Source organism: Umboniibacter marinipuniceus (assembly GCF_003688415.1).
GTDB lineage: Bacteria > Pseudomonadota > Gammaproteobacteria > Pseudomonadales > DSM-25080 > Umboniibacter > Umboniibacter marinipuniceus.
Window position 1 is genome coordinate 167,094 of the sequence record NZ_REFJ01000004.1, and the last position, 12,231, is coordinate 179,324.

General features: G+C 50.0%; 14 protein-coding genes. 3 read left to right on the forward strand and 11 right to left on the reverse strand.

Translation table 11 applies throughout. The features are described from left to right. Positions 1–29 precede the first annotated feature (29 nt). The 9 genes from bamB to DFR27_RS09110 all read right to left on the reverse strand — a co-directional run bounded on the left by bamB (position 30) and on the right by DFR27_RS09110 (position 9,309). The gene (bamB, locus tag DFR27_RS09070) at positions 30–1,172 is read right to left on the reverse strand and encodes an outer membrane protein assembly factor BamB (RefSeq protein WP_121877146.1); all 1,143 of its coding nucleotides are present in this window, start codon (positions 1,170–1,172) and stop codon (positions 30–32) included. Beyond that, a complete protein-coding gene (locus DFR27_RS09075; protein WP_121877147.1) occupies positions 1,169–1,861 on the reverse strand; it encodes a YfgM family protein in 693 nt (230 codons plus the stop codon). Before DFR27_RS09075 ends, bamB begins: the two co-directional genes overlap by 4 nt. 53 nt (positions 1,862–1,914) lie before the next feature. Beyond that, positions 1,915–3,189, reverse strand: coding sequence for a histidine--tRNA ligase (gene hisS, locus DFR27_RS09080; protein WP_121877148.1), 1,275 nt, complete (start codon positions 3,187–3,189; stop codon positions 1,915–1,917). A gap of 10 nt (positions 3,190–3,199) precedes the next feature. Beyond that, a complete protein-coding gene (gene ispG, locus DFR27_RS09085; RefSeq protein ID WP_121877149.1) occupies positions 3,200–4,312 on the reverse strand; it encodes a flavodoxin-dependent (E)-4-hydroxy-3-methylbut-2-enyl-diphosphate synthase in 1,113 nt (370 codons plus the stop codon). 8 nt (positions 4,313–4,320) lie between these two features. Further along, positions 4,321–5,352 carry a helix-turn-helix domain-containing protein gene (locus tag DFR27_RS09090; protein WP_121877150.1) on the reverse strand — a complete coding sequence of 344 codons (1,032 nt, stop codon included), beginning with the start codon at positions 5,350–5,352 and terminating at the stop codon, positions 4,321–4,323. Continuing rightward, the gene (locus tag DFR27_RS09095; RefSeq protein ID WP_121877151.1) at positions 5,349–6,134 is read right to left on the reverse strand and encodes a tetratricopeptide repeat protein; all 786 of its coding nucleotides are present in this window, start codon (positions 6,132–6,134) and stop codon (positions 5,349–5,351) included. The genes DFR27_RS09090 and DFR27_RS09095 overlap by 4 nt, the downstream gene beginning before the upstream one ends. Before the next feature lie 32 nt (positions 6,135–6,166). Further along, the gene (rlmN, locus tag DFR27_RS09100; protein WP_121877152.1) at positions 6,167–7,312 is read right to left on the reverse strand and encodes a dual-specificity RNA methyltransferase RlmN; all 1,146 of its coding nucleotides are present in this window, start codon (positions 7,310–7,312) and stop codon (positions 6,167–6,169) included. A gap of 30 nt (positions 7,313–7,342) precedes the next feature. Then, positions 7,343–7,768, reverse strand: coding sequence for a nucleoside-diphosphate kinase (gene ndk, locus DFR27_RS09105; RefSeq protein WP_121877153.1), 426 nt, complete (start codon positions 7,766–7,768; stop codon positions 7,343–7,345). A gap of 266 nt (positions 7,769–8,034) precedes the next feature. After that, the gene (locus DFR27_RS09110; RefSeq protein WP_121877154.1) at positions 8,035–9,309 is read right to left on the reverse strand and encodes an NAD(P)/FAD-dependent oxidoreductase; all 1,275 of its coding nucleotides are present in this window, start codon (positions 9,307–9,309) and stop codon (positions 8,035–8,037) included. A gap of 150 nt (positions 9,310–9,459) precedes the next feature. Between DFR27_RS09110 and DFR27_RS09115 the strand changes: the two genes are divergently transcribed. From DFR27_RS09115 to cmoB, 3 genes are read left to right on the forward strand one after another with little or no spacing between them, the layout of a single operon-like run. After that, entirely contained in the window at positions 9,460–9,774 is a 315-nt protein-coding gene (locus tag DFR27_RS09115; RefSeq protein ID WP_121877155.1) for a Kazal-type serine protease inhibitor family protein, read from the forward strand. Then, positions 9,764–10,495 carry a carboxy-S-adenosyl-L-methionine synthase CmoA gene (gene cmoA, locus DFR27_RS09120; protein WP_121877156.1) on the forward strand — a complete coding sequence of 244 codons (732 nt, stop codon included), beginning with the start codon at positions 9,764–9,766 and terminating at the stop codon, positions 10,493–10,495. The genes DFR27_RS09115 and cmoA overlap by 11 nt, the downstream gene beginning before the upstream one ends. After that, the gene (gene cmoB / locus DFR27_RS09125) at positions 10,492–11,451 is read left to right on the forward strand and encodes a tRNA 5-methoxyuridine(34)/uridine 5-oxyacetic acid(34) synthase CmoB (protein WP_121877157.1); all 960 of its coding nucleotides are present in this window, start codon (positions 10,492–10,494) and stop codon (positions 11,449–11,451) included. The genes cmoA and cmoB overlap by 4 nt, the downstream gene beginning before the upstream one ends. 81 nt (positions 11,452–11,532) lie before the next feature. Here cmoB and DFR27_RS09130 read toward each other — a convergent pair whose 3' ends face one another. Next, positions 11,533–11,985: a response regulator transcription factor gene (locus DFR27_RS09130; protein ID WP_245962640.1), complete on the reverse strand. Its 453-nt coding sequence runs from the start codon at positions 11,983–11,985 to the stop codon at positions 11,533–11,535. Further along, complete coding sequence (locus tag DFR27_RS12705; RefSeq protein WP_245962641.1) at positions 11,973–12,149, reverse strand: response regulator transcription factor; 177 nt, start codon at positions 12,147–12,149, stop codon at positions 11,973–11,975. Before DFR27_RS12705 ends, DFR27_RS09130 begins: the two co-directional genes overlap by 13 nt. Between the last annotated feature and the right edge of the window lie 82 nt (positions 12,150–12,231).

Below are 12,231 nucleotides of genomic sequence, written 5' to 3' on the forward strand. Positions count from 1 at the left end.
TTCTACAGACCGCCTTCTAACAATTTAGCTTACTCTTCGATACTTAGCGCAGTAATTCGCCCACTATCGTCAAGTACATATAATGATTTGCCTCGCGAGGCCATTAGGGAACGCACCGCTCCGCTTACTGAGAAGCGCGCCACGAAGCTTCCATCGCGTTGAGACATTACGTGCACATAGCCATCCGCATCGCCCACCGCGAGGTAAGAGCTCCATGTCACTGGCGCCGAAAGGCCACGATAGCTCAACTGATCATTTCGCCATACCTGGGCGCCGGTATCAGCGCGATAAGCCGTAACGCTTCCATCCAGTTCCGCGATATAAACTTGGCTAAAGCCCGCTGCAAGCGCCTTACTGGTTGAAGCATCTGCCTCCCAAAGCACTCGGCCACCACGCATATCTAATGCCTTAATGGACCCTTGGAGTGTTGCCGCAATCACAGACTGCCCCACCACGACGGGCTCGCCATCTAGGTCAACCATGCGCTCAATATCAGAGCGACCACTCGGCAGTGCAATAAGCGCCTCCCAAGCTGGCAGACCGGTATCGGTACGAATGGCTGATAGCTTTCCTGAAGCAAAGCCAACTAATGCCAACGGGCCTTCAAGAATAGGCTCGGAAACGCCCTGCATAGTCAATAGTGGTAAGGTTTCTTTATACTTCCAAAGCTCGGAGCCATCGGAGCTAGACAACCCGGTAACCAGACCATCTGGTGTATGAACCACCACCTGACGACCCGTGTTCACCGGCGCTGATAGGACTTCGGTGGCCAGCTTAGCTCGCCATTTCTCCGTGCCATCTACCGTGCTTAACGCTACCACTTCGCCCTGCGGACCACCTACGGTAACCAATCCACGAGAGGCCGAAACACCCCCTGACAGGGGAATATCCAGTGCCACTTCCCAAACCTTTTCACCAGAGTTACGGCGGAAGGCACTCACCTCGCCGTCAAGGTTTGCGGCAAAGATAACACCAGCATCTTCCGCTAAGCGCATTGGCGATAAATACTCGTGCTGTGAGCCAATCTTTTGAGACCAATCCTTGCTCACTGAGAGCGTTGGCTCAAAATCAACTAAATCTGCCGGCGCTTTGGGGTCCTCATCGTCAAAGATCTCACAACCGCTAAGTAGGGTTGCGACCACCACGCCCGCTACGAGCTTGCTAAATCTCATTCTGCATCTCCAACCGGTGCTGCATCGTCAACGAGAATACTATCGATCTTCATGGTGAGCAGCCCTTCGCGCTGCATGCTCGCTTGACCCTGATCGCTGTTTTGCAATGCGGTAAGTGCCGATTGATAGTAGGCGCGAGCACTAACACGATCTGCCTGTGAAAAAGCAATATCACCACGTAGCTCATCATAGAGGCTAGCAAAGGTAGACACCGACACACTATTAAGCGTAGCGAGGGCTGCATCCGCATCGCCATTCGCCCACTGAGCTCGCGCTAAGCGTAATGCAGCAAGCTGAGCCACTTCCGGACGCGCTTCCGCTAAATTGATAGTACTTAACGCCGCTTCGGCGCCGAGTGTATCGCCCTGATTAAAGCGGTATTTAGCTAACTCGAGTGCTGCAAATTCGGCATAACCGGTATCGTCAAACTCATTCTGCAAGCGCTGACCTAAGGTCTCAATTGACGCCTTTTGGATATCGGTTAGCTCGGGAGTAGCCACTAGTGTTTGTAGCTGACTATACAGTGCCGACCCATCTTCACGGTGAGCTTGCTCTTGCGCTCCCCAGTACTGCCAGCCGCCCCAGCCCGCCGCAACAAGAACAATCGCAGCAACCGTTTGCTTACCATTTTCTTCCCACCACAGTTTTAATGCTTCTAGCTGCTCTTCTTCTGTACGTAATGGATCCACTTGTTCTCTCCTACTACTTTAGCGCTGTGTTTGCGCCTATTATTTATTGTTTGTTAAGCAATCTGTTCAACCAAAAAACTGGCAACGTCCGTAACGGGAATGGTGACCTGATCGCGTTGTTCACGAAGCCACTTCACGTTAATCTCGCCACGCGCTTTCTCGTCTTCAGCAAAGATTAATGCCAGCGAGGCACCCGAACGATCAGCCTTCTTCATTTGCGACTTAAAGCTACCACCACCACAGTGCATTTGAACTCTAAGACCTGGAATCGCCTCGCGTGCGGATTCCGCAATTTGCATCGCGTTCGCGACGACGTCGCCCACGGCTACAACATAGACATCCACTTGCTGGCTTAGTTCAGCTGGAACCACTTCAAGCGCTTCCAACAATAGCACCAAACGTTCAAGCCCCATAGCGAAACCCACTGCAGGAGTTGGCTTGCCACCGAGCTGTTCAACCAAGCTGTCATAGCGGCCGCCCGCACAGACAGTGCCTTGAGCACCTAATTTATCCGTCACCCACTCAAAGACCGTGGCGTTGTAATAATCCAGACCACGGACTAATCGAGGATTCACCCGATAGCTAATACCCATAGTATCTAGATACTCGCGAAGTTGCTTGAAGTGCTCCGCCGACGCTTCATCGAGGTAGTCTAATAAATTGGGCGCATCGGCTAGCAGTGCTTGAACGTCTTGATTCTTAGAATCTAAGATTCTTAGTGGGTTGGTTTCAAGGCGACGAACACTATCTTCATCCAGCTTTTCAATGTGCTGTCGTAAGAAACTAACCAGCGCTTCTTTATACTCTGCTCGCGCCGCGAGTGAGCCAATAGAATTCAGCTCCAGTGTCACCGCGTCGCGAATACCGAGTTGTCGCCATAGTTTGTCACTGATGGCAATGACTTCGGCATCAATATCTGGGCCTATCATACCGTAGGTTTCAACGCCTACCTGATGAAACTGTCGTAAACGCCCTTTCTGCGGGCGTTCATGACGAAACATGGGTCCGTTGTACCAAAGTCGCTGGGTTTGATTATAAAGCAGGCCGTTTTGTTCACAGGCACGAACACAAGGCGCAGTGCCTTCTGGGCGTAGCGTTAGACTATCGCCATTGCGATCTTCGAAGGTATACATTTCCTTCTCTACGATATCTGTCACTTCACCAATTGCACGCTTAAACAATGCCGTTTGTTCTACCACAGGGAAACGGATCTCACGATAGGCGTAGCTCGCCAACAGATCAGCAATCACACCTTCTAGGTATTGCCAAACAGGAGAACCCTCTGGAGTAAGATCATTCATGCCTCGCACGGCTTGAAGTTTTTTCACGTTTTAACCCTTAGCTCTTGGCAATAATAGTCGCGTCAAGCGCCGCTTTTTCGGCCGCCTTCTTACGAATTAAAGACTCTAGTTCATCTACCAAGTTACCTTGGCCTAATTTGTGGCTTGGTTCACCGTCCACGTAAACGAGGTTATTCGGCGTACCACCGGTGAGGCCAAGATCCGCTTCACGTGCTTCACCGGGGCCGTTCACAATGCAACCAATGACGGCAACGTCCAATGATGTAGGGATATCCTCAACACGCATTTCGAGCTCGTTCATGGTCTTAACCACATCAAAGTTTTGTCGAGAGCAACTTGGACAGGCAATAAAGTTAACGCCCTTTGAACGCAAGCGTAGGCTCTTCAGAATGTCGTAACCTACCTTGACCTCTTCCACCGGATCAGCGGCCAGAGACACGCGAATGGTGTCACCAATTCCATCCATCAAGAGCATACCAAGGCCCACGGCTGACTTCACCGCCCCCGCACGGAAACCGCCAGCTTCGGTGATCCCCAAATGTAACGGCTGGTCAATTTGTTGCGACAATTGGCGATAGGCGCCAACCGCCATGAAGACATCACTGGCCTTTACAGAAACCTTGAAGTCTTGAAAATCAAGCTGATCGAGAATATCAATGTGGCGCATCGCTGACTCAACCAAGGCAGCGGGTGTTGGCTCACCATATTTCTTTTGAATATCCTTTTCCAACGAACCGGCATTCACACCAATTCGAATAGGAATGCTGTGTTCGCGAGCCTTATCAATCACCGCGCGAATACGTTTTTCGCGGCCAATGTTGCCCGGGTTAATACGCAAACAGTCAACGCCCAAATCAGCCACACGAAGGGCGATACGGTAATCGAAGTGAATATCAGCCACTAACGGGACTGATACCTGGCGACGAATTTCACCGAATGCTTCCGCAGCTTCCATGGTTGGCACCGAGACGCGGACGATATCAGCACCGGCATTCTCTAGGCGCAATATCTGCGCCACGGTAGCGTCAATGTCATCGGTACTGGTATTAGTCATACTTTGCACCGCAATGGGGGCATCACCGCCCACGGGCACATTTCCGACCATTATTTGCCGCGTCTTGCGACGTTTAATTGGGGACTCAAACTTCATATCTTGACCTATTCACCCACGTAGAAGAACGCCGAAGCGTTATCTCGAACTCTGAACTCAACCGCTTCACCTGCGAACGTTACGCTTGCCGCTGGACCATAACCCAACAAAATCGAAACGCGTTCATCGGTATTCACGATGAGGCGTCGATTTGGGTTAAATAAATCACCAACCAACAGCGAACCATCTGCTCGCTTAACTTCAACCCAGCACTCGGCATTAAAGTTCAATTCCAAGCGCTGACCAGCGCTGCCGACGATGGTTTCGCGAATAGCCGCGGCAACCACATTATCACTCTCTGCCGAAGACGCTGGCAGCACTATCTCTGAACTATCTGCTTGGGGCTGCGTGTTAAGCTGATTAGCGGTAGAAGCTTGCTCTGCCGCTTCGGCATTCTCAGCCATTGCACTGGCATCTGTACTAGCCTCCGTCGCTGATTCACTCGCTAGCACGTCAGTCTCAGCGGCTAAATCGTTCCTATCAACACCGGCACTCTCATCGGTTGTACCAATAGCTTGCTCAGTGGAGTCCGCTTGTGAAGATGACCCCATCACTGCCACGGTACTCAATGCCGTTGTGGGGCTGTCCTCGGCTACTGAAACAGCGGCGGTGCTGCTAGGGCGTAGGTAGATATAGGCCAGTACTGCGGTAATAACTATCACTACCAGTGCAACAATAAGTCCCTTTTGCCAAATTGGTGTGTCAATTTGGTCATGAAAAACCTCAGATTTATCAACACCCCCATCAATTCGTTGGGAAGACGACATCTCTGCTGGCTTGGGAAAGACTTGCGCCAACTCCTCGGCGAAACTTTGCTCGTCTAATTCGAGGGCACGAATATACGAGTGAATATAGCCCAAAATAAAGACTCGCTTAGGCAGCTGAGACTCGTCGCCTGCCTCAATAGCGGCCACTACCTTAGGCGTTAAACGTAGTAGCTGCGCTAACTGGTCAAGCGTTAGCTCGGCGGCTTCGCGCTGCGCCTTAAGCCGTATACCAAGGCGTTCGAAATTATTTAGATCCTGCATGGATTCACTCATTGGTTACTCATCTCTCGATAGGCGAGCCATTCATCCGAGTAGGGATAACGCAGCTGTAATTGTTGCGCAAAGGTTCGCTCCGCCGTGATATTACCGAACGCTCGCTCAACTTTGATTGCAACGAGTAAGGCCTCTGCGGTCTCCGCGCCAAAACGGAAATACTCGCTCAGCGTCGACTTCGCCAACGGCAACTCGTTTTTCGCCAAATAGACTTGGGTCAATTCTAGATATGATGCCGCGAAGCGAACGTTAATTCGATTCGCAAGCAGGAGTGCGCGTTCTGCTTCCACGTAGTTCTCACGTTTAAACTCGCACCGGCCGTAGTAGAATAACGCGACGTGGCGCTGCGTCCACTCACGGTCTGCGGTAGCACGCTCAAGCTGACTACAGGCTTCGCGGTAGCGGCTTTGACCGAGCAAAAACACACCGTACTGCACCTTAGCTGGCGTATAGCCACTGTCTGCTCGCAATGCTTTTTTAAAGTATTCTTCTGCCTCGTCGTACTCGGATGAGCGAAGATAAACCACAGCTAATCCGGTATAGGCACCAGCGGCGTCATCGTCAATCTCGATGGCACGAAAGAAGCGCTGTTTTGCACTCTCGCGATCATCAACCTTGAGGTATTCTTCACCAAGCTGGATATAGGCGTCGCGGGCGGCATTGGGATTACGTTCACCCAAATCACCGGTAGTAGTTGTGGTACAAGCGGCTAGCCCAGCAACCACTGCAAGCGGCATTAGCAGCTTGGTAACGCGTTGATGGAGCTTTATCATTTTTGTCATCTGCTTTTCCTAGTTAGCAATCAGCCAACGGATTAAGGAACCTGCTTGACTGGAATAATTTTTTCTTGATCTTGCGCTCGTGCTTCGTAACGTTCACGGCGACGAGTCCTGTCGTAGAACTGACCCGCTAACTGCCCACAAGCGGCATCGATGTCATCGCCGCGAGTAGTTCGAATTGTTACGACATAACCAGCATTGTGCAGGATATCGCGAAAACGATACAGCGCATTATTGCTAACCCGTTCTAGGTCTGACAAGGGAAACGGGTTGAAAGGTATTAAGTTTACCTTACAGGGAATATCGCGCAATAGCTCAGCTAATTCTTCAGCGTGATGCTGACGGTCATTGACCTCTTTGATAAGCGTATACTCAATTGTGATATCTCGCTTATCAGACAAGCCCGTAATATAGCGCTTAGCCGAATCTAAAAGTTGTTTGATTGGATATTTCTTATTGATAGGAACAAGCTGATTACGCAGTTCATCATTGGGTGCATGCAGCGATATTGCTAGGCACGCGTCGGTGTAGTCACCCATTTTGTCTAGCATTGGTACCACGCCAGACGTAGATAGCGTCACTCGGCGCTTGGAAATTCCATAGCCGAAGTCGCTCATCATAATGTTCATTGAGTCCATAACATTGTGGAAGTTCATCAGCGGTTCGCCCATGCCCATCATCACAACGTTGGTAACTTTACGATCACCCTTGGGCTCAAGCTGACCGAAGGATTTTGCCGCAATGAATACCTGGCCGATAATCTCGGCAGCCGTCAAATCACGGTTAAAACCTTGCTTGCCTGTTGAACAGAAAGAGCAGTCAAGCGCACAGCCCACCTGCGATGAAACGCAAAGGGTTCCGCGCCCAGCTTCTGGAATATATACGGCCTCTACATTTTGCCCTTCGCCAACGCGAATCAGCCATTTGCGAGTTCCGTCTTTCGAATCCCAGCGCTGAACAACTTCTGGAGGCGTTATTTCGGCAATGTCCTTCAGTTTTTCGCGCAGCGATTTACTGATATTGGTCATTTGATCGAAATCTTCCGCCCCCAGATGGTGAATCCACTTCATAATCTGTTGGGCACGGAACGACTTCTCACCAATACTGGCAAAAAATTCAGTCATTTTTTGCTCGGACATACCCAGCAAATTGACCTTTGGCGTTACCTGTTCAACTGTCATAAAGTTACCTTCACCATTGCCGACGCTAAATTAGCGTGGGCAAAGCTCTGTTGCGGCGAAGAAGTAAGCAACTTCACGCGCTGCAGAAGTAGTAGAGTCAGAACCGTGAACCGCATTCGCGTCAATTGACTCAGCGAAGTCTGCACGGATAGTGCCCGCATCAGCTTCTTTCGGGTTTGTCGCGCCCATCAAATCACGGTTAGTTAGTACCGCGTTCTCACCTTCAAGCACCTGAACCATTACTGGACCAGAAGTCATGAACTCAACCAAAGCACCGAAGAAAGGACGCTCAGCGTGCTCAGCGTAGAAGCCTTCAGCTTCTTTCTGTGAAAGGTGCTTCATCTTAGAAGCAACAACCTTTAGGCCTGCTTTCTCGAAACGAGTGTAGATTTCGCCGATTACGTTTTTTGCAACTGCGTCAGGCTTGATAATAGAAAGAGTGCGTTCGATCGCCATGTTTAAAACTCCATTAAGTCGATAAGTAGATCGCGAGCAACTGACAAAACACTTACTTCGCGCTCATTTTTTAAAAAATCGCGCAATTATAGAGTGAAGAACGAAGCTAAGCTAGTGAATTATAGATCAGAAAGGGTGGTAGATACGCGTAGCTGGTGCCGCCTCGATAGTAATGATTTACTAACGAGGCTAATTATTGAAAAAATTTGCGGCGCGAGGATTAAAGGGGCCAAGCGCCGGCTTTGCAATCGTTAAGTCCCGAGTGCTTACAGACGATCTAACATCGCGTACCACAACATGCCAGCAACCATTCCCGGGTAGCGCAACAGCGTACCACCAGGGAAAGTGTACGTAGGAGCGCGGCACAAGACATCAAATTGTTCCGCCGTGCCTGCCAGAGCGTCGGCAATTAGCTTACCAGCGAAAGAGGCCAGCACCACACCATGACCGGAATAGCCCTGTGCGTAGAAGACATTCTTACCTAGACGTCCGAAGTGAGGCATGCGATTCATGGTAATCGCCAAGGTTCCACCCCACGCATAATCAATTTTTACATCGTCCAACTGGGGGTAAATAGACAGCATCGGCTTGCGGACGAAATTGGCAATATCCTTCGGGAATTTCTTACCATAGTTTTCACCACCGCCAAAACAGAGACGATTGTCCGGGGTCAGACGCCAATAGTTCACCACAAACTTCGAATCTACAACCGCTTCGTTATCACGAATTAAGGAGCGAGCACGGTCGTACCCAAGCGGCTCCGTAGCCACCACAAAGTTGTTAATAGGTAGAATTTTTCCTGCCACACGCTTTTCTAGTTTTTCAAGGTAGCCGTTACAGCCAAGCACAACATAGTCTGCTACCACCACACCGTCAGCGGTCTCAATTCGCGTTGGCTCACCCTGGTCATAACTAATCACGCGTGATGCTTCATAAATGATCGCACCGGCTTCTTCAGCGGCTTTAGCAAGACCGCAAACATAGTTAAGCGGATGAACATGACCTGAGCGTGTATCGAGCTGTCCGCCGTTAAAGACCTTAGCACCTACTTTCTCAGACATTTCCTCAGCGGAAACAAAGTTAATCCAATCACACTGGTATTCGGTATTCAGTTTATCGATATAACCCTTGTACCATTCCTCGTCGGACTTCTTGTAGCACGCGTGAATGATACCTGGCGTCCAATCACACTCAATGTTGTGCTTTTCGATCCGACGCTTCATCTCATCCATCGCCGCCCAGTTTAAGTCCCACTGAGCTTTAGCATCACCCTTGCCAACCTTCTTCTCCAGGTCAATCTGATCGTGACGAGGCTCACCGCTGGCTTGACCACCGTTTCGTCCCGATGCACCCCAGCCAACTCGATTCGCCTCTAAAAGGATGACCTTGTAGCCACGCTCCGCCAAATTTAAGGCGGCGCTGACGCCGGTAAAACCACCACCAATGACACAGACATCGGCACGTTGCTCGCCTTTAAGTGCGGGCCGAGTGATGAGTTCATTTGCCGTAGCGGCATAATAGGACTGAATGTGTTCGCTCATGCTTTAAATCCTGAATCATGTGTAAAATATATTTTACAGAGTGTACACCGAAGTCTGCGTCGAAAGAAAGCGCCCTAGAGCACAAAAAATTGCGGTCAGCCCCCCACTGTAACTACAATAGCGCTCTTTCAAATTTTCGGAGCTGCTTTCATGCCCTTTCGCGTTGTTTTTGGCACATTTTTGCTACTATTAAGCCTATCGGCCTGTGCACCATTCACCTTGCCTGGCGACGAAAGTGAAGAGGCTGAAGCGTCACAACCGATTAAAGTTGAATGCCCTCACTTCCCAGCCGATGGCGCATTAACCATTTGCACAATGGAATATATGCCGGTCTGCGGCCAAGACACTCAGGGCGAATGGCGTACCTATGCCAATGCCTGTGATGCGTGCGCCAGCGGTGCCACACATCACTTAGCTAATTCGTGCGAAATGCACGCTAACTCCGAGGAATCGAATGGGAAATAGAAAGGACAGTGTTTACGCCAATCCCTTAACCGAAGTTCATCAGTTCAAATTTGATGACCGCGTAGCACAATGCTTCCCCGATATGATCACCCGTTCAGTTCCGGGTTACGAGACGATTATTGCGATGACTGGCGTAATGGCTCAGCGCTTCGCGCAGGCCGATAGCCATATCTATGACTTGGGTTGTTCTCTGGGCGCGTCGTTATTGTCCATGCGACAACATGTTGATGACGCTTCCATCCAAATTATTGGTGTGGATAACTCGGCGGCGATGATTGAACGCTGTACTCATATCGTGGCATTGAACAACTCGCCTATTCACACTGAGCTTCGCCTAGAAGACATGCAAACCACCGAACTTTGCAATGCCTCGGTGGTGGTCCTCAATTTCACGCTTCAATTTATTCCAATTGAAGAGCGCGGCCCACTCATTGACCGAATCTACGCAGCGATGAAACCTGGTGGGATTCTCATTCTAAGTGAAAAGATTCGCTTTGAAGACGAGCATCTGCAACAGCTCAATACCGAACTCCACCACGAGTTCAAGCGCGGCAACGGTTACAGCGATCTAGAGATTGCACAAAAGCGGAGTTCCCTGGAAAACTACCTTCGCGCCGAAACCATTAAGAGTCATGAGTCACGCCTTGCGACGGCCGGTTTTAGTAGTATTGACGTATGGTTTCAGTGTTTCAACTTTGCTTCAGTGGTGGCGATTAAATGATAGATTTCAATAACGCACTAAAAGCCATGACCGACGCAGGGGTCAACCCCTGGCCGGGGCTCGCTGAGCAGCTCAGCGCCCGCTTTAATCAGCAGCGTTACGGGGATTTGCCTCGCTGGCTAGATGCATTAGATCAACTGCCTGAATTACCCGTGGATACCCGTCGTACTGATCTTGATACGGTTACTGTCAGCGGTAGTGAGCAAGTTGACTTGCGTGATCAGCTCATGCAGTTTCATCCTTGGCGTAAGGGGCCCTTCTCACTCTTTGGCACCCATATTGATACCGAATGGCGCAGCGATTGGAAATGGCAGCGACTTGCACCGCATCTCAGCCCGCTGGGAGGGCGAAAGGTGCTTGATGTAGGTTGCGGTAGCGGCTACCACTGCTGGCGAAGTCATGGCGCTGGCGCGGCGTTTACCTTGGGCATTGACCCAACGCCACTGTTTAATGTGCAATTTCGAGTGCTACAGAAATACTTAGGTTACCAAAATGTCCAAGTACTGCCGCTAGGTATTGAGGATCTACCCGCGAAGCTTCATTGTTTTGATACGACCTTTTCAATGGGTGTTCTTTATCATCGTAAGTCACCGATTGATCATTTGATTGAACTGCGGGATACACTTAGACCCGGCGGTGAACTAGTGTTAGAAACCTTGGTGGTTGATGGTCCTGAAGGATATAGTTTGGTGCCTTCCGGGCGCTATGCAAAGATGGGGAACGTGTGGTTTTTGCCGTCAGTGGCCACCTTGACGAACTGGCTTGAGAAAGTCCGTTTCAAGAACGTGAGAGTTGTTGACCTAAACACCACCTCAACCGAGGAACAGCGCACCACCGACTGGATGACCTACCATAGTCTGGCTAACTTTCTTGACCCCGAGGACAGCACTAAGACGCTAGAGGGCTATCCAGCCCCCAAGCGGACGGTTGTGATTGCGGAAGCGCCCACTAATTAACCGCAAAGCCGGTATGACGATGGCAACTTTGTCCGCCGGCTAATTAGTGTAAGCGTTAAATTGAACGCCGAGCTTCAGCCATTACTTTGGCATTAAACGCCCTTTAGCCACTAACACCATCTTTACTAACTCAGCTAAAGAGTGTGTCTTCATCTTCTTCATTACTCGCCCGCGATGAATTTCGACGGTACGTTCAGAGATGCCTAGGTCAATACCAATCACCTTATTGGCATTGCCATCAACCATCATTTCCATCACTTCGGTTTCACGCGCTGTGAGTGTAGCCAGGCGCTCCTGGACCACCCGCTTCTCGATGAGGAATTGACGCTTAGCGGCATCCTTGTCTAAAGCTCTGCTGATGGTATCGAGGAGCTCTTGCTCTCGATAGGGCTTAGTGACGAAATCTAATGCGCCATTTTGCATCGCTTCGACTGCCATTTGAATATCACCATGACCGGTTACGAAAATGATGGGCAGATTACAACCTAGTTCATTTAGGCGGCGATGGAGTTCCATGCCGTTCATACCAGGCATCCTGACATCCTGACATCCATCACAATACAGCCGGACATTGATGAATTGTAGTCATCAAGGAATGCTTGCGCATCCGCATAAGTCTTGGCGGGTTGATCGACCGATTCCATCATTAATTCGATAGAATCTCTAACTGCCTCATCGTCTTCAACGATGAATACCATTGCATTTTCTTCTGTCATACCTAACCTTTATCCGTAAGGGTGCTATTTACTTTGTATAAGCGTAGACTAATTTAGACCATTG